The organism is Tardiphaga robiniae (assembly GCF_013359755.1).
Classification (GTDB): domain Bacteria; phylum Pseudomonadota; class Alphaproteobacteria; order Rhizobiales; family Xanthobacteraceae; genus Tardiphaga; species Tardiphaga robiniae.
This window is the reverse complement of record NZ_JABMCJ010000089.1, coordinates 105463-128370: the sequence shown is the minus strand read 5'-3', so window position 1 is coordinate 128370 and position 22908 is coordinate 105463. Positions and strand designations below refer to the sequence as shown.

Sequence of the window (22908 nt, the reverse complement as noted above, 5' to 3'; positions counted from 1 at the left end):
GGTCACACCTTGCTTCGCTCGCCGCGCAATCCGAGCGCGCACAGCACGAACACCATCGTCAGTCCCTGAATGACGAAGACAAGCGATGACGGCACGCCGACCTCACGCTGCATGGCGAGCGCACCCGCTTCCAGAAATCCAATGAACAATCCGGCGGGCAGAACGGCCAGGGGATTGAGCGAGGCCAGCAATGCTACGCCCACGGCGTTGAAACCGAATCCTGCCGAGAATCCCTCGATCAATCGATAATGCACACCGAGCACTTCGACACCGCCGGCCAATCCCGCCAAGCCGCCGGCGGTCAGCATCACGCGCATGGTCTGCCGGATACTGGAAATACCGACATAACGTGCGGCATCCCGGCTGGCTCCCATGATCCGCAGGCGAAAACCAAATGTCGTGCGCCAGAACAGGATATGACAAGCAACGGTCGCGATCACTGCCAAAACGATGCCGATATGCAGATCAGTACCGGCCACCAGCTTCGGCAACCAGATGGCCCGCGGCAGCAACGGTGACTGCGGAAATCCGGCTCCCGGTTCGCCCAGTTTCCCATGCAACATTTCGCTGACAAGAAGGACGCCGACGAAATTCAGCAACAGCGTGCATAGAACCTCATGAACGCCGCGCTTGAGGCTGACGAAGGCGGCAAGCCCAGACCACGCAGCGCCGCATACAACACCCGCAAGCAGCGCAAGCGGCATCAGCAATAGGCCGGGCAACGCCAGGCCGCTCAGCGCGACCGCCGTAGCGCCGATACCGCCGACCGCGATCTGCCCTTCGGCGCCGATATTGATGACATTGGCGCGAAAGCACAGTGCAACGCCAAGACCGGCGAGAATATACGGCGTACTCTTGTTGAAGCCGAATGCGATGCGGTCGATCGAGCCGAATGCTCCCTTTAATAGCGCGGCATAGGCAAGCAGCGGATTTTTGCCGGAGATCAGGATCAGCACCGCAGTTACGAGCAGCGCCAGCGCCACCGCCAGGGTCGCGCGTGTCGCCGTACCTGCCAGCAAACGCCGCAGTACGCTGGCAGCTTTCATGAACGTGACCTTCCGCGGTGGAGGCTCATTGTTCACCGTGTCGATATTAGAGAGGATGGTCATGCCGCGGCGCCATGGATCAAGCTGTCGTCCCCTGCCATCATCAGTCCGATCTGCGTCAGGTCTACAGTGTCGCGGTCGATCGGGATTGACAGCCGCCCCCCCTGCATCACCGCGATGCGGTCGCCGAGCGTCATCACTTCTTCCAGAGACGATGAGATATAGATGATTGCGCCGCCAGCGGCCCGCAGCGCCAAGATCTGCTCGATAACGAAATGTGTGGCGCCGGGATCCAGCCCCCAGACCGGCTGGTGCGCGATCATGACTGCAGGATGTCGGCCGATCTCCCGCGCCAGCACGATCTTCTGCTGATTGCCGCCCGACAACGTCCGCGCGGCGATGTCAGGGCCCGAGGCCTTGATCGCGAAACGCTGTGACATCTCCCGGGCGCGTTCCGCAAAGTAGCTACGTGCCAGGTATCCACCCCGGGACAGCGGCGGCTTGTCGAAATCGCGCAACGCCAGATTGTCGGAGACGCTCATTCCGGTGACCAGCGACATCGTGGCTCGATCGACGGGAATATAGGCCATCCCCAATTCTGTCCGCTCGCCGACGCTTGCCAGCGTGATATCGTGACCGTCGAGGTCGATACCGCCTGCCGTCGGAAGCCGCAGGCCCGCCAGACATTCAGCCAGTTCAGTCTGTCCGTTGCCGTCGATCCCTGCGATCGCGAGAATTTCTCCGGCACGCAACGAGAATGAAATCGGAGCCAGACGTTCCACTCCACGCTCGGTTAGCGCCATCTGTCCGACATGCAAAACGTTGCGGCCCGCGGCGGTAGCTTCGCGCGCGATGGGTGGCGGCATGTCCCGACCCACCATCATCCGTGCCAGACCGGCGCGTGTTGCACCTTCCACCCGGCATGTTCCAGCAACTGCACCATCGCGCAGCACTACGACTTCACTGCAGATCGCGATCACTTCGTCGAGCTTGTGCGAGATGAAGACGATGGCCCGACCCTGGTCACGCAACCGAGCCATGATGCCCAATAGTCCTTCGACTTCCGGCGGGCTGAGGTTGGACGTCGGCTCATCCAGGATCAGCAGATCCGCGCCGCGCAGAATCGCCTTGACGATCTCGACGCGTTGCCGCCGGCCGTGCGGCAGGTCGCCGATCATCGCGTCGGGGTCGATGTCGAGCCCGTAAGTCGCACTCTCCTGCCTGATACGGCTGGCCGTCTCGCGCGGCGACAGCCAGGGACTCGAGCCAGGAGCACCGAGCATGACGTTTTCAGTCACGCTCATCGCTTCCACCAGCGTGAAGTGCTGATGGATCATGCCGAGGCCAGCAGCCATCGCCTGCGCGGGGCCATGCCCAGAGAGCGGCTTGTCCTTGAAGCGGATCGTCCCGGCATCTGCGCTGACGACACCGAACAGCAGCTTCATCAATGTACTTTTGCCGGAGCCGTTCTCGCCGAGTAGCCCAACGATCTGGCCCGCCGCGACATCGAGATCAATGCCGCGGTTGGCCTGCACAGTGCCATAGGCTTTCTTGATGCCGCGCATCTCAAGCATGGGCATCAATCCATAGCCAAGGGTCAGATTCCTCCGTGCGCGTCTTCGCGGTTGACAGCGATCTTGAGCGACCCGTCCTTGAACTTTCCTTTCAACGCGTCCAGTTCGTTAGCCACGCTCGCAGGCACGGCGGGATTCAACGGCTGTGTCGCATTGTAGGCAAGCTCGGCACCAGTGCTGCCGGGCGTGTTCAGGCCGTAGAGCACGTATTTTCCACCGACTCCGCCGGACTTAGCCTGCTCCTGCGCCGTCTGCGAATACATGTCGGACCATTTTTCGACGATGTTGGTCAGCACGGCATCTGGTGCGATCTCGCTGTGACCGAACGAACGTCCGTTGGCGTAAACTCCCTTTTCCTTGGCGGCCTGAATGATGCCGGTCTGGCCCGCATTCAACTTTCCGCTGATGAAGTCGGCTCCGCCTGCGATCAGCGACAATGCAGCCTCTTTGGCTTCGGCCGCGTCTTCCATGCTTTTGATGTAGATGACCTTAACCTCGATGTCGGGGCGCACGCTCTTGGCACCCTTGCGGAAACCGCCGACTTGCGCGACCACGTTCGGCAACCCTTCGAGGCTGTTCACCGAACCGATCTTGCCGGTCCTGCTCATGCGCGCGGCCAGCACGCCCATCATGAAGCCGAACTGCGTGTTGTCGTAGTCTATTGAGGTCACGTTAGTCCCGGCGCCGGCTGAGCCCGAACCGACAATGAACAGCGTCTTCGGGAAATCGGGACCGATACGCTCCATCGCCGATAGGAACCGGCCGGTGTGACCGACCACAACCTTGTAATCCTTGCGCGCATAATCGCGCAGCGCCTCGACCATGTCGGCGACCTGCACGTTTTCGGTATAGGCTACGTCCCAGCCGACAGCCTTGAGCTTCTCGGCACCCTGGTAGCCCTGCGCGTTCCAGCTCTGGTCGTTGATGCTGCCAGGCAGCAGGAAAGCAGCCTTTTCGGCCGCACCAGCCGGTCCGGCAAAGATGGCGGCACACAATCCAAACAGGCCAACAAACGCAGCGCGCGAACGGCTTGTCGGCGAATCCTTGGTCAGAACACTCATGGCAGCTCCTTGCACAGGCGGTACATGACCTCACCAAGCAAGACTGGCACCACAACTGGCCCGCGCGATCGTCAATGCAATCCTATTCCACGTGGTGAGATGGCCGACCGAAGATCGCCAGCCTTCTCCAAGGCCTCGGCCCGCTACGGGCCTAGCGTACCGCCGGCCGACCGCTCCAGGCCGTCGTGATATCTCCAGCCAGGGAGGCGATCATGCTTCCCAGTTGAGCAACTTGCTGAAGTTTGAGGCGTTCGATAGGGGCCGCCATCGACAGCGCCGCAACGGGCCGGCGATACTCATCGGAAATCGCCGCAGCCAGGCATCGTAGCCCTAACGTGTTTTCCTGGTTGTCGACGGCATAACCGTCGCGCCGGATCGACTCGAATTCCTGCCGCAGAGCATTCTGCGAGAGCAGCGTATGCGGCGTGAGCGGGACGAGCGTATTCTGCTCCAGGCACGACTGAACCTCGCGCTCGGGCATCATGGAGAGCAGCGCCTTGCCGATACTGGATCCATGAGCCGGGATCCTAACGCGCGCCTCTGGAACGTAGCTACGGCGCGTTCGCGGCTCGACTCGATAGAGAAAGGTCACGTGACCGTCTTCCAGCAATCCGAGATTGATGGTCTCGCCGCACAGGACCGACGCCTGCTGCATGAAAGGCTGCGCTAGTGCGACAATATCGCGTGACGCGGCGTAGTTGGCGCCTACATTGAGCGCCGAACGCCCAATCATCCAACGGCCCGTTCGCCGTTCAAAACGAACGAAACCACGTTCCTGTAACGTTGTCAGAAGACGATGCCCCGTCGAGGGCGATAGCGATAGCTGCCGAGCGACGTCAGCAAGCGTGGCACCATCATGGCTGCCCGCAACCGCTTGCAGGATCGCCAGTGCACGATCGACCGAGCGAACGCCTGATGTCTGTCCAGTTTCGGGGTCTTGCGCCACGGGTCTCTCCGGTTGATGTCCGGCGTTTACGCGCCGACGCTACCATACCAGAAGTCAAGCCTGCACGATAAGTCCTCAGGTATCCAATGCGGCCAGGTCGCGCGTCTGCCAGCTCTGCAGGCCTTCGAGATAGAGCGCACTGTCCTGCTTGAAGAAATAGCTCTCCACACAGCCGGCCAGCCGGGCCATCCCGAAGCGAATACCGGACAGGCCGATCGTCTGCGTGCCCATCGACAACTGCGCGCCACGTGAGAAATTGAACACTTGGTCATGCCAGCTCCGCATACCGCCCGGCTTCGGGCAGAACGTGAAATCCCGGTTCAGCCAGGGCGCGAGTTCGAGGCCATTGCCAGGCAGGTCTGCTGGCGGCGTGTACATATCGCGCCACAGCGCTATATCGTCGAGTTGATCTTTCAGCGCCGGGACGGCGGACAGATCAAGACGGTAGCCTGTGCCGAGGATCAGGAAATCCGCCTCGTAGGTGCCGCTGGTCGCCGCAACCGTTAGACGATTGCCCTCGTGAGCAATGCTGGTCCAGCTTTCACCGGGATGAATGGCAAGGTTGTCCATCGACTGCGCCCGCTTCAGCGTGGCGATTGGCGGTCCGCTCTTGATCGTGCCGAACGTCTTGGCGAACCGCCATTTCGCCGCCGGCGGCAATTCGACATAATGTGCCAGATAGCCGTTGAATTCACCCCAGGTACCCGGATTGACCGACACCAGCTCTTTCACGCGATGGAACACGTGCACGTCGGCGCCGGCCTCCGCGGCCATGATGGCATTGTCGTATGCAGAGGCGCCGCCGCCGAGCGCCAGAACTTTCTTCCCTTTCAGAGCGGCAAAGTCGATGTCGTCCTGGGTATGCGCATAGAGCGCGCGCGGAATGTCGTCGCCGATCAAACTGGGCAGATTGCGAATTCCATTTCCCTCGATACCCGTGGCCAGCACCAGCGCGCGGGTGAACAAAGTATAGCTCCCCGCCGGTCCCGTAACCTGCGCGGCGATAAGTCCAGACCCGTCGCGGCTGAAACCTTCGAAGCGCGTCTCGTTGCGTACCGGAAGTTCAGCGACCTCACGAAACCACGAAAGATACGCATGCCACGCAGCGGTCGGCACCTTATAGAGCGCCTGCCAGCTGCCGTAGCCGTGCTGCACTTCATACCAGGCCCGAAATGACAGCGAGGGAATGCCGGCCTCAAGACCACCATTGTCCTTGTGGGTTCGCAGCGTCGGCATGCGGGCATATGTACCCCACGGGCCTTCCCTGCCCTCCTGCTCGGCCTCGACGACGAGGATGTTATCGATGTGCGAGCGCTTGAGCGCATGAGCAACGCCAAAACCAGCCTGCCCGCCGCCGACCACCAGCACGTCCAGTGCCTGCGTGCCATCCGGGCTGGTGCGCGGCAGACACCAATGCTTGGATGGATAGCGGGCAATATTCATTTCGCGGCGCGCATGGGCGGCCAGCTCACTTATCGTCTTTGGCAGTTGCACCTTGCCGTCCGCAAAGGCGCTTTCGTCGGCATACGGCACCTCGGGCATCCAGCCAGCTACGTCGACGGCCTCCGAATGCTGCGGCGACGTAAACCTATCGTCTTTCACATATTTATTCATAGAAACTCCAAGGCGCCGCGGTCGCGAGATTGACGCATTATCGACCAGCCCAATGGACGAACCGGCGTTCTGTTATGAAGAAAAATAGGTTCAGCGTATAACCCAGAAGCCCGGAACAGAAAATCGCCGCATACATCCCCGGCATATTGAACAGCTGCTGCTCCTCGAAGATCCGCAAACCAAGTCCATCGATCGCACCGAGCAGCATCTCCGACGTGATCATCAGCACGAGCGCGAGGGTTGCTCCCATGCGCAGGCCGATGAAAGTTTGCGGCAACGATTCAAGCAGCACTACCAGCATCCGCTGCAACGGCGGCGCACCCATGATCTTCGCAGCAAGCACGCGTGTCTTGCGCGCGTTCATGACGCCATAAGCAACATTAAAAATGATCGCGAGCGATGCGCCGAAAGCGGAGATATAGACTTTTGTGATCTCACCGACGCCGAACAACAGGAGAAACAGCGGAAAGACGGCCGATGCCGGCGTCGAACGAAAAAAATCGATAATGAACTCGACGGAGCGGTAGACGTTTTCCGACGCCCCAAGAATGACGCCGACCGGAACGCCTATCACCGTCGCCAGCGCAATGCCCATACAAGCGCGCTCGACCGTCTTGCCGAAATCGAAGGCCAGCCGGCCCTGTTCGAACAGTCCGGTGTAAACAGCCGAGAACGTCTTGCCCGGCGACGGAAGCAGCACAGGGTCGACGATCTTGAGCGTGACGATGGCCTGCCATATGCCAATGAGGATCACGACTCCAATAAACGGACGCAGCCGATCAAGGGTCTTGCTCTTCATTTTCTGACCTGCTGCTGGAAGATTTCGAGGCAATGCCCCTTAACGCGGTTGAACTCTGGATCCGCCAGTGTCAGCGCATTGCGCGGGCGCGGCACATCCACTATCGGAAAATCGACGACCTTGGCCGGCGCGCGAGACAGCAGCAGGATGCGGTCGGCGAGATAGACGGCCTCGTCGAGATCATGGGAAACGATAATCGTCGTCGTTCCGGTTTCCTGGAACATGCGCTGCATCTGGTCGCGCATGAACAAAGTCATCTCATAGTCGAGGGCGGAGAATGGCTCGTCGAGAAAGAGAATCTCTGGATCGACCACGAGCGCGCGCAAAATCGAGACAAGCTGTTGCTGTCCGCCGGACATTTGATACGGGTACTGTTTCAGATTGATGCGAACATCGAATTTCTTCACTAGCGCATCGACGCGTCTGTTGCGCTCCGCCTTCGGTACCTTCATGAAACGCAGAGGATAGGCGATGTTGTCCCACGCGCTGATCCACGGGAACAGGGCGTCACGGTAGTTCTGGAAGACATAGCCGAACCGGATCTCATCGATGGTCTGGCCGTCGAACAGAATCTGTCCTTCGTCCACCGGGATCAGGCCGGCAATCATGTTCATCAATGTTGATTTTCCGCAACCGTTCGGGCCGAAGATCGAAACGAACTGCCCGCGCGGCAGATCGAGATCGAACTTCTCATAGATCGTGCGGTCATCGAAACGCTTGGTAAGCCCCCGCACGGTCACGTGCGGGCGCCGGAACTTTGACGGGCGGGTATCGACCGGCGCATCGGGATTGCCCGCGACGGACATCGGTTTCAGAATGGAAGTGCGAGCGTCCGCGCTCATCAGAACTTCACGATGTAACGCCGGACATCGACGGCGCCGGGGATCACACCGATTTTTACCGAGAAATCGATATACTTCTGGAAATTCTCGATATCCGCCTGACTGACATCCGAAATTTTCGAGAACAACACCAACGGCACGTCGTTGACGATCTCGGGTGCAGTCGGCGTGTATTTCAGAAGGGTCTGGCGCGCCTCGGTCGGCTTCTGCTTGATGAAATCAAGCGCCTCGTCCCACGCAGCGACATAGCGCTTTGCGACCTCCGGCCGATCCGCCAGGAACTTCTGCGATAGTGCACCGCCCGCCATATAGGCCTTGGCCTTGCGGTTGCCGAGCACGATATCGGCAACGACGCCCGCCTCGACCGTGTAGGCGACATCCTTGGCCCTCATCATGGTGGCATTGGGCTCGAGGGTGAAGGCGCCATCATACTGGCCGGAGGTCAGCACGTTGATGTGCTGGGAAGTGTCGAGCTGATCGAGCTTGTAGTCGCCCTCTTTCAGACCTGCCGCCTGCAGAGCCGCCTTGGCGATTGTCACATTGCCAATGCCCGGCGCCGCGACCAGCTTCTTGCCCTTGAAATCCGCAAGCGACTTGATGTCCACACCCTTGCGGGCAACGAACTGCTCCATGCGGTAGTCGTCGCTTTGTGCGTTCAACGAAATATAGGTGATCGATCCCGGCTTGACGAAGTTGCCTGCCATGCCCTCAACCGCCAGCATGACCGCAGCGGCGTCGATCTGGTTCGCAATCAGCGAGCTTTGCAGATTCGAATTGAGCGGAATCTTAGCGCCTTCGATATCGATGCCGTGTTTGGCGAAAATACCGGTCTCGACGCCGACGAAATATGGAAGCGCCGTGGTGCCAGTTCCATATCCAACGATGACCTTGTCCGCCGCAAAGGAGGGCGCTGCAAAGCCGGTCGCCGCAAGCAGAGTGGTCAGAAGTATGATTTTTCTCATGTCCGTTCCTTAGTTCTCCCAAGTTCCGACAATCGAATTGATATTGCCACGCAGGCGGAATTCGACCTTCTCGGCGTCGATCTGCCCGGCGAAAACGCGAGGGCGCAAAACAGTCAGGCCGGTGGATGCGTTGATACGCGCAGAGGTTGTCGACAACCCGTTGGTGAAAGTGGCCATGGCAGCTCCTTGCAAAGGCGGTAATCACCACAAAGCAAGACTGACACCACAATCGGATCGCCCTGTATTCACGACGATCTTATTCCACCTGATGAGATGGCTAACCAAAGATCGCGAGTTCCTGCCGGCCACGTGCTCCCCCAGGAACCCAATCAGCGACCGACTGGCCTACCGAGACCGTTGTGATATCCCCGCACGGCCGGCGACCATGCTATCCAATTGAGCGACTTGCCGAAGTTTAAGGCGCTCCGTTTCCGCACGATGGCGCCTACGCGACCGTGGTCGCCGCCCATCCAGCTTGGCGCCCAATGCGCCGACCGGCAGAGCAAGACCGCGTAGCCAGCCTTCCTCGGCACACAATGATTGTGCGATCAATACAATGGCTGAACACATCGCCCCTCACCAAGGAAGTCCGCTGATGAACGCACGTATCGCCTATATCCCCATCACCAAGCGTCCAGACCTGCGCTGGCCCGGCGGCAAACGGATGGCGTGCTGGATCGTCCCGAATGTCGAGCACTACCAATATCTAGGCGACGTCGGCCAAAAAGTTGATCCGTATCCGCGCCTGCCACATCCCGACATGATGGTCTACACGGACGTCGACTACGGCAACCGGATCGGCTTCTGGCGCATGCTGGACGTGTTCGATCGCTACCAACTGCCGATCACCTGCTCGCTAAATCTTGCTGTGTACGAGATGTTTCCTGAAATCCGCGAGGCCGGTGAGGCCCGCGGATGGGAAGTCATGAGCCATGGCATCTACAACAGCCGTCACCACTGGGGCCTAAGCCGCGACAATGAGAGAGCGGTGATTCAGAACTCGATCGACCGGCACAAGGCCCTGACCGGACGCGACATGCGCGGCTTCTTCGCGCCCTTTGCTGCATCGACCGAACATACCGAGGACCTCTGCGCGGAACTCGGCCTGAGTTACTATGTCGACTATGGTTTCGACGATCAGCCGACGCCACTGCGGGTTCCGAGCGGGAAGCTGCTCGCCATCCCCTACTCATTCGACGTCAATGACGGTATGAATTTCCGTGGCAATGTGGAGGCAAAGGCTTTCGCTAAAAATACAATCGCCTATTTCGATCAGCTCTACAGCGACAGCGCGAACGGCGGCGGACGGGTCGCCTGCATTCCGATCCATCCGTTCTTCCTTGGACAGCCGCACCGCGCCAAATATCTCGACGAGATTCTGGCTCATGTCAGCGCACATGACGACGTCTGGTTCGCGACTGGAAGCCAGATCGCCGACTGGTATTACGAGCATCACTACCCGCTGATCGAACCGCTGTTGCGCGGAGCCGGGTTCTTCGACGAGGTCCGCTAATGCACCCATGCACGCCTCATGCTCTGGACCAGGGCATCTACCCACACTGGCCGCTGCCGGGTCGCAAGCCATGGAAGCCTCATGGCAACGCCCGCATTGCCTTCGTTATCTATTTGTACTTCGAACAATTCGAGGCGATGCCACCGCAAGATGCGATCTTCGACCGGCGCTATATTCACGGCATTGCGCGGCATGCTCCGCATCTGCGCGCCAACGCAGCTTTCGAATATGGCAACAGGGTCGGGATATTCCGGGTCCTTGATCTTCTTGACCGGCACGGCCTGCGCGCGAGCGTGGCGGCCAACAACGCGGCGGTCACCGCCTACCCTTATCTGGTCGATCAATTCCGACAACGCGGCTTCGAATTCCTGGCACATGGCGATTATGCGTCGCGGATGATCACGTCCGCAATGCCGTTGGCGCAACAGCGGCAGATCGTGACGCGATCACAGGACACACTCGAGAGAGCGACAGGGCAGCGGCCGAAAGGCTGGCTATCGCAAGACTACGGGCAATCCCGCGAACTTCCGTTGATTCTGGCAGAGACGGGCTTTGATTATCTTTGCGACTATGGAAATGACGAACAGCCCTACGCGACCATGACAACGCCTCCGCTTATCTCCGTTCCTAACCAGTCGGAATGGAACGACGTGGAGATGCTCGTCCATCGCAAGGTGACCAGTGAAGACTATGCGCTTGCGGTGATGGATGCGTTCGACGGCCTTTATGCTGAAGGCGCCGCATCGACCAAGTTCTTCGGTCTCCACATCCATCCGTGGATATCAGCCCAGCCGGCGCGGTTTCGCCATCTAAGTGAGATTGTTGAGCATATCGCCAGCCACACTGAAATTTGGCACGCGACCACGGGAGAAATCGTCTCCAGAGTCAAGTGAGATTAGACTACTCCAATGTGGGGACGATCATTCTGTTACAAGCGCAATCAACCTGCTGTTCAGAATGCCATTTTTGCATCCCTATAAGGTGCTTTCGCGGATTGGGCGTAGTTCGTCACCGCCCCTATCCGGAGGTTCGGAATCCAGTGTTGAGCAACGTCCGCTTTGCGCCAAAAGCGGTCTGTCACGGGACTAAAATCCGAGCGCAAGGCCGTCCTTCCGATGGTCCGATGCGCCAAGCAGGACGCCGCGGTCGCGGTCGATCTGGATCGCCTGACAACCTCCAATTCCGGCATCCGCCCACCTGATGCGATGCCCGCGTGCGGAAAGCTCGTTTTTCATCGCCTCCGGAATTGTGGTTTCCAGCTCCAGCATGCCGTCGAAAGCAAATGAGCGCGGCGCTTCCGCCGCTGCCTGGATATCCATTCCATGATCGAGCATATTGCAGAGGAAGTTTGCGTGACCACAGGCCTGATAATGGCCGCCCATCACGCCGAACGGCATCACCGCACGGCCGCTCTTCATCAACATCCCCGGGATGATTGTATGCATCGGACGCTTGCGCGGTCCCAGCGAATTCGGGTGGCCAGGCGTGGCGCGAAAACTCCAGCCGCGATTGTGTAGCAGCACACCCGACTTCCGCGCATAAATTCCGCTGCCGAACGGATAGAATAGCGAGTTGATCAGCGATACCGCGTTGAGGTCGCGGTCCACGACCGTGACATAAACCGTGTCGCGATGCTCAATGTCGTCCCAGCTTTCCACCGTGGAAGCTTTCGCCATGTCGATTTTTGCGCGGATGGCGGCGATGTAATCATCGGACAGAAAGTGCGATGCATCGACCGCATCCGTTACCGGATCGCAGAAATATGCATCGCGGGCACGATACGCCGCCTTGGTTGCCTCGGCCAGCAGATGAATGCGATCTGCCTCGGACAGATCACCCATGCTGTAGCCGGCCAAGGTGCGCAGGATCATCAGCGCGGCAAGACCCTGCCCGTTCGGCGGACACTCCATCACGTCGTGATCACGGTACGACGCCGAGATCGGCGTGACATATTCGCTGCGCTGGGCGGCAAAATCTCCGGCTTCATGCACACCGCCGAGCGAACGCAACGTCGCGACGATGTCGTCGGCAACCTCGCCCTCGTAGAAGCCGGCACGGCCTTCGCGCGCTATGCGCCGGAATGTGGTTGCCAGCGCAGGTTGGGCCCGCTTGTCGCCGACTGTCGGCGCCTCACCGTGCGGCAGAAACTGTGCTGCGGTGTCCGGAAGGCTCTCGACCCGGCTACGGAACGCTGCCCAGTCGGCGGCACACGCGGCGTAATGCGAAAACCGTTCTCGGCTGCGTCAATGGCCGCCGCAAAAACCTCGGAAAGCGGCCTGCTGCCGTAGTCGGCGCTCAGCCTGCACCAGGCGTCGATCGAGCCGGGGACGGTCACCGCCTCGGGTGAGGTTGGCGGAATATCGCGGCCGCCCGCGTCAGCATATCGGCTGACATCGGTCTTGGCCGGTGTGCGGCCAGAGCCATTGAGCGCAACGGGAGCGCCACCCTTCGGCGAATACAGTGCGAAGCAGTCGCCGCCAATTCCGGTCATCTGCGGCTCGACAACGCCTTGAACCGCAACGGCCGCCAGCGCCGCGTCAATGGCATTGCCGCCGGCCTTCAGCATTTCGACCGCCGCAAGCGTCGCCTGCGGATGCGAGGTTGCTGCCATGCCGCGTTCGGCGACGGCTACGGAACGGGCGACAGCCATGAAGTCACGCATGATGTTTCCTCATCAATAGATGGCTCGGATCAGCGAACCAACGTGGCGCGATCGATGGCCGAGCAGATCGGCCCAAGCGGATGGCTCACGATGCCTGAGATGCCGACCGTCAACAGGCCCAACGTAACCGCGAACGCCAAGCCGGCGGCGATTGTGATCTGCCTGGCCGCGGCATGACCTGTTGTAATATGACTGCGATGCACCGCGCAGTGACCGCGACCGAGATGATTTCGGCGGAGCATCGACAAGCCGGGAAGCGCTGCAAGCAGCGCCAGCAAACAGCAGATCATCGCCCCGGCCTCTCGATCATGACGATCAGGATTTGCCGCAGCATGACGAAGCCGTCGCAGCACCTGCAGTGTCCGCACTCAGCACGCTGCGTCCGTTGCGCTCCGGAGCAATGTCATTGGCCGGATTTGCAGCAAAGAAACCGTTCGGCTTCAGCATGAAGCCCGCATATTCCACTGGCATCACGGGAAAGTCCTCGGGCTTGCAGACATGGGTGTGGCCAAACGAGTGCCACAGCACGATGTCAGTGTTCTCGATATTACGGTTCTGCTCGATGTAATGCGGCAGGCCGTCCCCGCCAGCATGCACGTTCGGATAGTCGCCGCTGGCATATTTCTCCGCGGGATCGTAGGGCGTGACCCAGACATGCTTGGTGGCGAAGCCGCCGCGCTTGCGTACGAAGCTGCCTTCCTGCGCCAGCATCACCGGGCTCGGCGTTACGATCAGCTTGTAGCCGACGGGATTGCCGACGCTGTTCTTGCTGTTCGGATTGGTGACCTTCCAGTAACGCCCGCTTTGCCCGTCGGCGATGGCCGCTGCATCGCGTTCGCGCGACAGCGTCTTGCTCTTGAGATCGAAAGCATTGCCATAAGGGTTGTCCGTGCCCCATGGGCGCTGCGCGAATTCATGTTCAGTGACGGTGTTGCCGCCGCCATCGAGATCCATATGTATGCGCACATTGAAAAAATGCTGATGCGTGGGGCCGCCGAGATTGTCATCGACCATGCCGCCCCACGCATATTTCTCGCCGGGCATCACCGCCGCAGTCTGGATGATACCGGTGAGCTTGGCCTCAAGCTGAATGGTGCCGTCCTGGTAGAGATACCAGTAAAAGCCGTAGTCATAATTTCCGACGGTGGCGAAGAAGCTGATCACTAGGCGCCGCGAGCGACGCACCTCGAACAACCCGTTGCGGAATTCGTAGTGCTTCCAGAGGATGCCGTAATCCTCTTCGTGCATGCAGACCGCATTCTTCATCTCAAATGGCTGGCCCTGCTCGTCGGCCGCCGGGATATTGAAATAGTGGATGTTGCCGAGGCAGTCGCAGCCAAGCTCCAGCGCATTGGCGAGCATGCCGAGGCCATATTCGCCGGCATCGAAGGCCGACTTCCAATAGTGATTGGCGGTCGGGTCGGCGTAAGGCACCACCATTTCGGTGACGCTCGCGCGATGGATGATAGAACGCTTGCGATCTCCGTCCTGATAAGACAGCTGATGCAGCACCAATCCTTCGCGCGGCGTGAAGCCGACGCGAAAGCTCCACTTCTGCCAGTCTACCTTCCAGCCGTCGACCTTGAAGCTCGGCCCTTCCGGCTGCTCAATGTTCAAAGGCTTGATGTCGGTACGCGGATTAGTGTTTTCATGAGCGCCGTAGTTGCGCTTTTTCTTCGGGATCGGAATGACCTTGTCGTCATCCAGCAGATCGACCACCTTCTGATGGACGAGATCGACGACAGCGACGACACCTTCCACTGGATGTGCATAGGCGTTATCCTTGAGATCGTCGCGGAAGAATGTCACCGCGCGCAGGATGCGGCGCCCCCGTTCGAAGTCCCTATCGAAGAACCCCGACGAAAACGGATCGACCTGCGCCATTTCCATGTCCTTGTCAGACATTCCGCGGCGGCGCATGGCAGTGCGCCAGCCCTCATCTGCCTTGACGATTTGCTCGCACAGCATGAATTCGGCGATCATCACCGGCGGCTGGCCATAGGGCGCATCGGCATTGGGCAGCAGCTTGGTGTCAACGATGCGAGCCGCCGTCAAATCGACAATGAACTCCGTCGCAGCGCCAGTCTCGGATTCCAGCGCCACCACAAAAGCCAGTCGCGGCAACGGCGCACCTGTCGCATGACTGCGTAACTCGGCCTTGCTTGGCTCTTCCAGCCGTACGATCGGGAAGCGGCACCGCGGCGTGACCTTACCATTCGCCTTGACGAGATCGCAGGCGGCGCCGATCTCCTCCAGCGTCAACGGATCGAGCGGATGGATGGCGGCGACCACGGCATCGTTCTGGATTTTCTGCATCACCGTCATGACGACACTCCTGAAGGCGCATCGCGCCGGTAGGTTGGAAGATTATTGAAGACGCTCGCGGCCGGGCGCAGCAGCGAACAGCGCGCGGGTATAGGTATGTTGCGGATTGGCAAAGATCTCCGCGGTCGGACCGCTCTCGACGATCTCGCCGGATTTCATCACCATGATGCGATCGCAAAGTTCGCCGGCAACGCGCAGGTCATGGGTGATGAACAGCATCGCCAGGCCAAGCCGGCTGCGCAGGTCAGCAAACAGCTTCAACACCTGCGCCTGAACGGTGACGTCGAGCGCCGACACCGCTTCGTCGGCGATCAGTATCTGCGGCTCCGAGGCCAGGGCACGCGCAATGCAAATGCGCTGGCGCTGGCCGCCGGAGAATTCGTGTGGGAAGCGATGCATCACCTGCGGATCCATCCCGACCAGTTCGAGCAGCGCCGACACCTTTTCGCGTGCGACCTGCGGAGAGGCACCGAAATTCACCACGCCCTCGATCATCGACTGTCCGACCGACAGGCGTGGATTGAGCGAGCGATAAGGGTCTTGGAAGACGACTTGAATGTAGCGTCGGTGTGGCCTTAGCGTCTCATTGGAGACAGCGGCGATATCCGTGCCGAGCAGATTGATCTCGCCGGATGTCGGCTTCATCAGCCGTGCTACGCAGCGCGCCAGCGTCGATTTGCCGGAACCGGACTCGCCGACTACCCCGAGAATCTCGCCGCGGCCGAGCGTGAAGGCGGCATCGCGGACCGCATGGGTGACACGACCACGCCCGAATAAGCCACGATGACCATAGGTCATCTTCAGACCCTTCACCGCGAGCACATCGGGCGCCAGCTCGCGCGCGGACGTCGGGATAGTGATGCCCTTCGGCACGGAGTCGATCAGCAAGCGCGTATAGGCCTGGGCGGGATGCCCGAGCACCGCGTCGGCGCCGCCACTCTCGACCACCGCGCCCTTTTGCATCACCACCACCTGATCGGCGATGTCGGCAACCACGCCAAAATCATGCGTGATGAAGAGCACACCGATATTCTTGCGCTTCACCAGATCCTTGATGAGCATAAGAATCTGCTTCTGTGTGGTCACGTCGAGTGCCGTGGTGGGCTCGTCCGCGATCAGCAGCACCGGCTCCAGCAGCATCGCCATGGCGATCATCACACGCTGGCGCTGGCCGCCTGACAGCTGGTGCGGATAGGCATGCATCATCTGCGGTGCATTGGGCAGCAGCATGTCTTCCAGCGCCGCCAGCACGCGTCTATTGACCTCGGCTTTGCTCGGCCGAACGTCCGAGTGCCATTCGATGAGCTCGGCGAGCTGCTCGCGGACGGTCATTACCGGATTGAGCGCCGTCATCGGCTCCTGGAAGATCATGCCGATGCGGCTGCCGCGCAGCGCGCGCATGCGCTCTGTTGATGCGCCAAGCAATTCCTCGCCTAGCAGCTTAATCGAGCCTCCCACCGGTCTCAGCCCGTCAGGCAACAGCCCCATGACGCTGAAGGCCGTGACCGATTTGCCGGAGCCGGACTCGCCAACGACGCAGACAATGCCGCCCGATGGCACCGTGATATCGATATCTTTGACGATACGACGACCATCGGCCTCGCCGCTCAGGCCGACTTTCAAGCCGCGGATGTCGAGCAATTCTTCGCTCATTTCGGGCCTCCCACCGATCGGGCCAGCCGCGGATCGAGCATGTCACGCAAACCGTCGCCGAGCCGGTTGATGCCAAGCACCGTCAGCGCGATGCAGATGCCGGGAAACAACATCAGTCCCGGCCGCACCTGAAAATAAAGCCGCGCATCGGACATCATGTTGCCCCAGCTTGGAATCTCGTCGGGCATGCCGATGCCGAGGAACGACAGCGACGCCTCGATCAGGATTGCGGATGAGGCGATATAAGTCGCCTGCACGATCAGCGGCGCCATGATGTTCGGGACGATATGCCGAGCCATCAGCACCGGCAGCCGCGTGCCCATGCTGACTGCCGCCTCGACATAGGCCTCCTCGCGCACCGTGAGCACCACACTGCGCACCATGCGGGCAACGCGCGGGATTTCGGGGATCGCGATGGCAATGCAGATGGTGGTGATGGACGGTCCGAGACCGCCGATCAGCGCGATCGCCAGCAGGATGGCCGGAATCGCCATCATCCCGTCCATCATGCGCATCAGCACATTGTCGATCCAGCGCACCATGCCGGCGATCAGGCCAAGCAAGCTACCCAATGCGACGGCGATGAAGGCCACCGAGCCGCCGACGACCAGCGAGACGCGGCTGCCATAGACCAGCCGGCTCCAGATATCGCGACCGAGATTATCGGTACCGAGCCAATTGACCGCACTGGGCGGACGCAACCGCAAGCGCGGCTTGATGGCCGCTGGATCCACCGTCCATAGCCAGCTGGCAAAGATCGAGATCAACGCCAACAGCACGAGGATGCAGAGGCCGAACAGCACTGTCCTGTTGCGCAGCAGTCGGCCGGCGAAAGCGCGAATATTGATCGATGAGGTGGGTGCAGAGACCGTGATCGCGCTCATTGCTGGCTGATCCTTGGGTCGAAGAAGGAATAGCTGAGATCGACCAGCAGATTGATCGCCACATAGGCGCTGCCGAATACGACGATCACGCCCTGGATCACCGGATAGTCACGCGCCAGCACCGAATCCACGACGAGACGTCCGAGGCCCGGCAGATTGAACACGCTTTCGGTCACCACGACGCCACCGATCAGCAACGCGATGCCGATGCCGACGATGGAGACGATCGGCACCGCCGCATTGCGCAGCGCATGCTTGAACACCACGATCCGCTCCGGCAAGCCCTTGGCCCGCGCGGTACGGACAAAATCCTCCGACAGAACTTCGAGCATGCTCGTGCGCGCCACGCGCGCGATCAGCGCGATATAGACGAGGCTCAGCGTCAGCGTCGGCAATGTAAGGTGCCAGAGAAACAGACCGAGCCCATCACTCAGCGGCACATAACCCTGCACCGGAAACAGCCCGAACTGCATCGAGAGAAGATAGATCCAGAAATAACCGATGGCGAAGGTCGGTACCGCAAAGCCCGTCACCGAGGTCCACATGGCGAAGCGATCGAGCCAGCCGCCGCGCCGCCATGCGGCGAGCACGCCGATTGGCACACCGACCACCACCGAGAACACGATCGTGGTGATCGACACGGCCACCGTCGGGCCAACGCGTTGGGCGATCAGCGCCGTGACAGGCTGGCCGGACACGATCGAGGTGCCGAGATCGCCATGCAACATGCGCCATAGCCAGTTCAGGAACTGCATCGCCAGCGGCTGATCAAGTCCGAGACGCGCTCGGATGGCAGCGATGGCCGCGGGATCGGCATTATCGCCGGCGAGCTGCGCCACCGGATCGCCCGAGGCGAAGCGCAGCAGCATGAATGCGATCAACGCCACCACCCCCAGGACGGGAATGACGGAGACCGATCGCTTCAGGAGGACGCCGGCGACTGCCATGCTCAGGCCGTCTTCTCGACGTTCCAGAACAGCGGCGCCGGTGCGGTGACGATGTTCTTGAGCGCCTTGCTGTGCGACACCGGCTGCTTGAACTGGCCACCGGGAATATGGGTCATCACATCATAAGCCCGCTTCTGGATCGCTTCGGCTACCGTCTTCTGGGCAGCGGCATCTGTCTCCAGCGCGAACTTGTTGCGCAGGCTTTCGATCTCCGTATCCTCCGGCCAGCCAAAGAAGCCGCCGGTCTTGCCGCGGGTGTCGAGCACTGTGCTGGCCAGTGGATTCATCAACTCGGTGGTCGTGGTGACCCAGTGGGTCATCGACCAGCCGCCATTCGCTGTCGAATCCTGCTTGACGCGGCGCGCCAGCAGCGAGCCCCAATCCATCGTCTGCACCTCGACATTCATGCCGATGGCACGCAGTTTTTGTGCAGTGACCGTGCTGGAGCCAGACAGCAGCGGCGAGTCGGTGCCCTGCAGCATCACCGCCTTCTCGCCCTTGTAGCCGCCCTTCTTGAGCAGATCCTTGGCGCGAGCGATATCAGGCTTGGTGTTCCAGCCGACTTCGCTGGCCAGCGGCGTGGTGACGCCGAACATCGCTGCGGAGGCCTGATAGTAGTCGGGATTGCCTACCTGTGCGTCGAGCCAGTCGGCCTGGTCGCTCGCATACATGACGGCCTGGCGGATTTCCTGCTTGTTGAACGGCTCGCTGAGCCAGTTCATGCGCACCACCGACATGAAGCCGAGCGGATTGTAATCGGCCACGGTGACGTCCTTGGCCGCGATCAGCGACGGCAGCATGTCGTGCGGCGCGGCTTCGAGGAAGTCGATCTCCTTGTTGATCAGCGCATTCGCCGCGGTCTGGAAGTCCGGCATGCTGATCCACTCGTAACGGTCGATCTTCACAATCTTGCCGCCGGCGAGGCCGTCCGACGGCTCGTCGCGCGAGACATAGTCCGCATTACGCTCATAGACCGCGCGGCTGCCCGGACGGAATTCGGAGGTAACGAAGCGGAATGGGCCGGAGCCGACAAATTCGGTGACCGGCTGTTCCGGCGGCTGCGCGGCAAGGCGCGCCGGCATGATGAAAGGCATGATGCTCGACGGCTTGGCGAGCGTCTGTAGCACCTGGCCATAGGGCGATTTCAACACAAGCTGGAACGTGCGCTCGTCCACTGGCTTGAGTTCGGCGACGAAGGTCATCATTCGCGCGCCCATGGTGTCGCGCTTGGCCCAACGTTGCAGCGAGGGGATGACGTCGGCGGACGTCACCGGCGCGCCATCGTGGAATTTCAGCCCGGAGCGCAGCTTGAATGTATAGGTCAGCTTGTCGGCCGACACCTCATAGGTATCGACCATCTGCGGACGGATCTGGAATTTGGAGTCGGTGGAGAACAGCGTGTCATAGATGTTCAGGCCGTGATTGCGCCCGGTCCAGGCCGTGTTGATGACCGGATCGGTGGCACGCAAAGGCGCATGCATCACTGCACGGATAACCTTGCCAGACTGCGCACGCGCGATGCGCGGCATCATCCCGGCAGCAAGCCCTGCGGCACCTGCCTTGAGCAACGAGCGTCGGCTGAAATCATTGAACATGACGATCTCCGGGGCAATGGGAATTGAAATCGAAAGGACGATGTCGGACAACTACGCGGTCAGATGCGCACCGATGGCTCGGAAGGCAGCAAGCCAGCGATGATCGATCGCGATATCCATCGGACTGGGCTGGGCGGCGACCTTCACGATCACGGCGTCAGTCGATGGATCGACATGGATCCACTGACCGTGAATACCCACCGCCGCGAGATCGTTGCGCGCGGGATCAATCGTGTACCAGCAGGCACGGTAGCGGCCGTCTGGAAACACGAATGCCAGATCGCCGTCTTTCCAGGCCTGCTTGTCGCCGTTGGCATGGATGTCGTCGATCCACGCCCCCGGCACCACCTGCGTGCCATTGGCGATACCCCGCTGACGGATCATTTCACCGAACCGTGCGAGATCGCGCAACGTGGCGCAGATGCCCCCGGCCGAGCGTGACGCGCCATGGGTGTCGAGGGTGATATAGGCATCGTCCGCAGCCCCCATCGGCGCCCAGATATAGTCCGAGAGAATCTGCGCATAGGGCTTGCCGCAGGCCTTTTCATAGACCCAGCCGAGTACGTCCGTATTGGTCGAGACGTAATGAAAGACCTTGCCATGCGACCCGCCATTCGGCCGCAGCGTGGCGAGGAAGCTGCGCTGGTCGCCTTGCGCCGTTCCGTCCGGCAGCACGTCCCAGCCATTGCATAGCCGATACTTGACCACGTCGCCTTCGGGATCGTCGTAGTCCTCGTCGAACTTGATCGCCACGGTCATATCGAGCAGGTCGCGGACCGTGCAGCCGCCATAGACCGATGACGCGACTTCCGGGACATAATGCGTGACCGGCTTGTCGGGATCGAGCAGGCTGCGCTCGACCAGCACGCCGCCGAGCGTGCCACAGATCGACTTGCTCACCGAGCAGACCAGATGCGGCGTGTGCGGGGTCATGCCCTCGCCGTACCACTCGGTTACGATCTCGCCGCGATGCAGCACGACGAGGCCATCGGCATAGGTCTGGGCCAACGTCTCTGCGAGCGTTGTTGAGACGCCCTCGCCATAGGTGAATGCAAGGGCGCCGAGATCGCGAAATGCCGTCTTGAGCGGCCTTGGCGCCGCACCGCGCCGTATATCGGCGGTCGGCAACACCTGGCGGACATTGCGAAAACTCCACTGGCTGTAGGGATATTTGCGCCAGTTGAACCGGGTCACGAGCGCCTCAGCGGCGGGCGGAGCACCTTTCATGACATCGCTTGGCTTCATCGCATCCTCGCAGAACATGTCCGTCGCCCGGCATCAGCATTGATCCGGACGAGCGATCATCGGCGAGCATGCGAATTGACCGTTATCAAAAATCAGCAATTCTTGAGCGCCCCGCGGCTCACAGCGAGATGGCACGTCGCTTGCAAAACGGTCTTTCGAAAGATCAATCTATGTCTGGCACCGCCTGAATGGCTGTCCGGAGGGCCTGCATGTCGCTAAACGCCTCGGATCATTGGCTGTTTGCTGCGTCGAGCAACGATGTCGATGCACATTGCGCCAATCTCGGGCGCTGGCGGCTTGACTATGATCAGATCAGCGCCGGCGCGTTTCGCGGCAGTTTTGTCGAGGTGCGGCTGCCAGGTATCCAGGTCTTCCGCGAAACCACCAGCCAGCGTGTTCGCCAGTATGGACACCTCGGGGTCGATAGTTTCGGCATTGCCCTGCCCTGGCGCGCTGGCGACATCAACTTCAATGGCGCCTGCATGTCGTCCGGCAATGTGATCGCGTGCTTTGATGCCGAAGTCGATATGTGCACCCCGCCCGAATTCGAACTGCGCGGGGTTGTGATGAATGCTCAGCTGCTTGAGGACACGCTGCAGGATATGCAGATCGAGCTGCCTGAGGGCATCTGGCACCAGCTGCGGGAATTGCGCACCGATCCCGTCGCTGCGCAACGTCTTCGCCAATTGCTGGAATACGTCCAGGAGATCACCGACGACAATCCGGCAATCCTCGACAATCCCGCAGCACGGCAGCAGCTCGAGGATAACCTGCTGACCGAGGTGATCGATCTATTACCGAACCTCGAGCCATGCGATGACCTCCGTAGTGGCGGCACCCGCAAGCGTCTCGTTGATCGGGCCTGCTCCCTCATGCTGTCCACGCCCGAACAGCCGATGACCATCCTCGACATCTGCAAGGGCGTCGGCGCCAGCCGTCGCAAGCTGAACTACTGTTTCCAGGACGTACTCGGCAGCAACCCCATCCACTATCTACGCGCCGTCCGCCTCAATCGCGTGCGCCGCGAGCTCAAGCACTGTGTAGACGAGCGGATCGGCGTCTATGATATCGCGGTGAAGTGGGGCTTCTGGCACTTCAGCCAGTTCTCGCAGGACTACAAGCGACACTTCACCGAACTTCCGTCCGAAACTCTGCGGCGCGCGCGTGCGGATGCAAATCTGGAACTAACTCGTAACAACTAGACCGATGTCCGCTTTGCGCCGAAAGCTGCCATTTGGCT

General features: G+C 60.6%; 19 protein-coding genes and 1 pseudogene. 4 read left to right on the top strand and 16 right to left on the bottom strand.

All coding sequences use genetic code 11. From position 1 onward, the window contains the following. Window positions 1–2: 2 nt before the first annotated feature. From HP556_RS19735 to HP556_RS19695, 9 genes are all read right to left on the bottom strand, one after another. On the bottom strand, window positions 3–1109 hold the full coding sequence (locus HP556_RS19735; RefSeq protein WP_175368233.1) for an ABC transporter permease: 1107 nt from the start codon (window positions 1107–1109) through the stop codon (window positions 3–5). Next, window positions 1106–2620 (bottom strand): ABC transporter ATP-binding protein, encoded by a 1515-nt coding sequence (locus HP556_RS19730; RefSeq protein WP_175368232.1) that lies wholly within the window; start codon window positions 2618–2620, stop codon window positions 1106–1108. Before HP556_RS19730 ends, HP556_RS19735 begins: the two co-directional genes overlap by 4 nt. 23 nt (window positions 2621–2643) lie before the next feature. Further along, window positions 2644–3681, bottom strand: coding sequence for a BMP family protein (locus tag HP556_RS19725; RefSeq protein WP_175368231.1), 1038 nt, complete (start codon window positions 3679–3681; stop codon window positions 2644–2646). A 151-nt stretch (window positions 3682–3832) separates the two neighbouring features. Then, the gene (locus HP556_RS30500; RefSeq protein ID WP_120288889.1) at window positions 3833–4627 is read right to left on the bottom strand and encodes an IclR family transcriptional regulator; all 795 of its coding nucleotides are present in this window, start codon (window positions 4625–4627) and stop codon (window positions 3833–3835) included. A 75-nt stretch (window positions 4628–4702) separates the two neighbouring features. Next, on the bottom strand, window positions 4703–6241 hold the full coding sequence (locus HP556_RS19715; protein ID WP_175368230.1) for an NAD(P)-binding domain-containing protein: 1539 nt from the start codon (window positions 6239–6241) through the stop codon (window positions 4703–4705). A gap of 37 nt (window positions 6242–6278) precedes the next feature. Next, window positions 6279–7040, bottom strand: a complete 762-nt coding sequence (locus HP556_RS19710) for an ABC transporter permease (protein WP_175368229.1) — start codon at window positions 7038–7040, stop codon at window positions 6279–6281. Beyond that, window positions 7037–7882, bottom strand: a complete 846-nt coding sequence (locus HP556_RS19705; RefSeq protein ID WP_210269251.1) for an ABC transporter ATP-binding protein — start codon at window positions 7880–7882, stop codon at window positions 7037–7039. Before HP556_RS19705 ends, HP556_RS19710 begins: the two co-directional genes overlap by 4 nt. Continuing rightward, window positions 7882–8844: an ABC transporter substrate-binding protein gene (locus HP556_RS19700; protein WP_175368228.1), complete on the bottom strand. Its 963-nt coding sequence runs from the start codon at window positions 8842–8844 to the stop codon at window positions 7882–7884. The genes HP556_RS19705 and HP556_RS19700 overlap by 1 nt, the downstream gene beginning before the upstream one ends. Window positions 8845–8853: 9 nt before the next feature. Continuing rightward, window positions 8854–9021, bottom strand: a complete 168-nt coding sequence (locus HP556_RS19695; protein WP_175368227.1) for a hypothetical protein — start codon at window positions 9019–9021, stop codon at window positions 8854–8856. A 418-nt stretch (window positions 9022–9439) separates the two neighbouring features. Between HP556_RS19695 and HP556_RS19690 the strand changes: the two genes are divergently transcribed. Together HP556_RS19690 and HP556_RS19685 are read left to right on the top strand one after the other, a co-directional pair. After that, complete coding sequence (locus HP556_RS19690) at window positions 9440–10357, top strand: polysaccharide deacetylase family protein (protein WP_175368226.1); 918 nt, start codon at window positions 9440–9442, stop codon at window positions 10355–10357. After that, window positions 10357–11250 (top strand): polysaccharide deacetylase family protein, encoded by an 894-nt coding sequence (locus tag HP556_RS19685; RefSeq protein WP_175368225.1) that lies wholly within the window; start codon window positions 10357–10359, stop codon window positions 11248–11250. The genes HP556_RS19690 and HP556_RS19685 overlap by 1 nt, the downstream gene beginning before the upstream one ends. A gap of 192 nt (window positions 11251–11442) precedes the next feature. On the opposite strand, the pseudogene ggt reads toward HP556_RS19685, so the two are convergent. Further along, window positions 11443–13019, bottom strand: a pseudogene (gene ggt, locus HP556_RS19680) (gamma-glutamyltransferase). A gap of 54 nt (window positions 13020–13073) precedes the next feature. Between ggt and HP556_RS30405 the strand changes: the two are divergent. Further along, on the top strand, window positions 13074–13196 hold the full coding sequence (locus HP556_RS30405; protein ID WP_276509745.1) for a hypothetical protein: 123 nt from the start codon (window positions 13074–13076) through the stop codon (window positions 13194–13196). 138 nt (window positions 13197–13334) lie between these two features. Here the strand turns inward: HP556_RS30405 and HP556_RS19675 are convergent, their stop codons facing one another. From HP556_RS19675 to HP556_RS19650, 6 genes are read right to left on the bottom strand one after another with little or no spacing between them, the layout of a single operon-like run. Beyond that, the gene (locus HP556_RS19675; RefSeq protein WP_175368224.1) at window positions 13335–15344 is read right to left on the bottom strand and encodes a primary-amine oxidase; all 2010 of its coding nucleotides are present in this window, start codon (window positions 15342–15344) and stop codon (window positions 13335–13337) included. Window positions 15345–15386: 42 nt separating this feature from the next. After that, a complete protein-coding gene (locus HP556_RS19670; RefSeq protein WP_120288881.1) occupies window positions 15387–16997 on the bottom strand; it encodes an ABC transporter ATP-binding protein in 1611 nt (536 codons plus the stop codon). Then, window positions 16994–17881, bottom strand: a complete 888-nt coding sequence (locus HP556_RS19665) for an ABC transporter permease (protein WP_175368223.1) — start codon at window positions 17879–17881, stop codon at window positions 16994–16996. The genes HP556_RS19670 and HP556_RS19665 overlap by 4 nt, the downstream gene beginning before the upstream one ends. Next, a complete protein-coding gene (locus HP556_RS19660) occupies window positions 17878–18828 on the bottom strand; it encodes an ABC transporter permease (RefSeq protein WP_175368222.1) in 951 nt (316 codons plus the stop codon). The genes HP556_RS19665 and HP556_RS19660 overlap by 4 nt, the downstream gene beginning before the upstream one ends. A 2-nt stretch (window positions 18829–18830) precedes the next feature. Continuing rightward, entirely contained in the window at window positions 18831–20423 is a 1593-nt protein-coding gene (locus HP556_RS19655) for an ABC transporter substrate-binding protein (protein WP_175368221.1), read from the bottom strand. A 51-nt stretch (window positions 20424–20474) separates the two neighbouring features. After that, the gene (locus tag HP556_RS19650; RefSeq protein ID WP_120289247.1) at window positions 20475–21668 is read right to left on the bottom strand and encodes a serine hydrolase domain-containing protein; all 1194 of its coding nucleotides are present in this window, start codon (window positions 21666–21668) and stop codon (window positions 20475–20477) included. 209 nt (window positions 21669–21877) lie between these two features. Here HP556_RS19650 and HP556_RS19645 point away from each other — a divergent pair, with 209 nt between their 5' ends. Beyond that, window positions 21878–22870: a helix-turn-helix domain-containing protein gene (locus tag HP556_RS19645; protein WP_120288878.1), complete on the top strand. Its 993-nt coding sequence runs from the start codon at window positions 21878–21880 to the stop codon at window positions 22868–22870. Window positions 22871–22908: the final 38 nt, after the last annotated feature.

Coding starts and splice junctions, on each gene's coding strand:
- HP556_RS19665 (WP_175368223.1), bottom strand. CDS start 17,881: ATGAGCGCGATCACGGTCTCTGCACCCACCTCATCGATCAATATTCGC.
- HP556_RS19690 (WP_175368226.1), top strand. CDS start 9,440: ATGAACGCACGTATCGCCTATATCCCCATCACCAAGCGTCCAGACCTG.
- HP556_RS19685 (WP_175368225.1), top strand. CDS start 10,357: ATGCACCCATGCACGCCTCATGCTCTGGACCAGGGCATCTACCCACAC.
- HP556_RS19715 (WP_175368230.1), bottom strand. CDS start 6,241: ATGAATAAATATGTGAAAGACGATAGGTTTACGTCGCCGCAGCATTCG.
- HP556_RS19695 (WP_175368227.1), bottom strand. CDS start 9,021: ATGGCCACTTTCACCAACGGGTTGTCGACAACCTCTGCGCGTATCAAC.
- HP556_RS19700 (WP_175368228.1), bottom strand. CDS start 8,844: ATGAGAAAAATCATACTTCTGACCACTCTGCTTGCGGCGACCGGCTTT.
- HP556_RS19730 (WP_175368232.1), bottom strand. CDS start 2,620: ATGCTTGAGATGCGCGGCATCAAGAAAGCCTATGGCACTGTGCAGGCC.
- HP556_RS19710 (WP_175368229.1), bottom strand. CDS start 7,040: ATGAAGAGCAAGACCCTTGATCGGCTGCGTCCGTTTATTGGAGTCGTG.
- HP556_RS19675 (WP_175368224.1), bottom strand. CDS start 15,344: ATGACGGTGATGCAGAAAATCCAGAACGATGCCGTGGTCGCCGCCATC.
- HP556_RS30405 (WP_276509745.1), top strand. CDS start 13,074: ATGGCCGAGCAGATCGGCCCAAGCGGATGGCTCACGATGCCTGAGATG.
- HP556_RS19735 (WP_175368233.1), bottom strand. CDS start 1,109: ATGACCATCCTCTCTAATATCGACACGGTGAACAATGAGCCTCCACCG.
- HP556_RS19725 (WP_175368231.1), bottom strand. CDS start 3,681: ATGAGTGTTCTGACCAAGGATTCGCCGACAAGCCGTTCGCGCGCTGCG.
- HP556_RS19645 (WP_120288878.1), top strand. CDS start 21,878: ATGTCGCTAAACGCCTCGGATCATTGGCTGTTTGCTGCGTCGAGCAAC.
- HP556_RS19705 (WP_210269251.1), bottom strand. CDS start 7,882: ATGAGCGCGGACGCTCGCACTTCCATTCTGAAACCGATGTCCGTCGCG.
- HP556_RS19660 (WP_175368222.1), bottom strand. CDS start 18,828: ATGGCAGTCGCCGGCGTCCTCCTGAAGCGATCGGTCTCCGTCATTCCC.
- HP556_RS19670 (WP_120288881.1), bottom strand. CDS start 16,997: ATGAGCGAAGAATTGCTCGACATCCGCGGCTTGAAAGTCGGCCTGAGC.
- HP556_RS19655 (WP_175368221.1), bottom strand. CDS start 20,423: ATGTTCAATGATTTCAGCCGACGCTCGTTGCTCAAGGCAGGTGCCGCA.
- HP556_RS19650 (WP_120289247.1), bottom strand. CDS start 21,668: ATGAAGCCAAGCGATGTCATGAAAGGTGCTCCGCCCGCCGCTGAGGCG.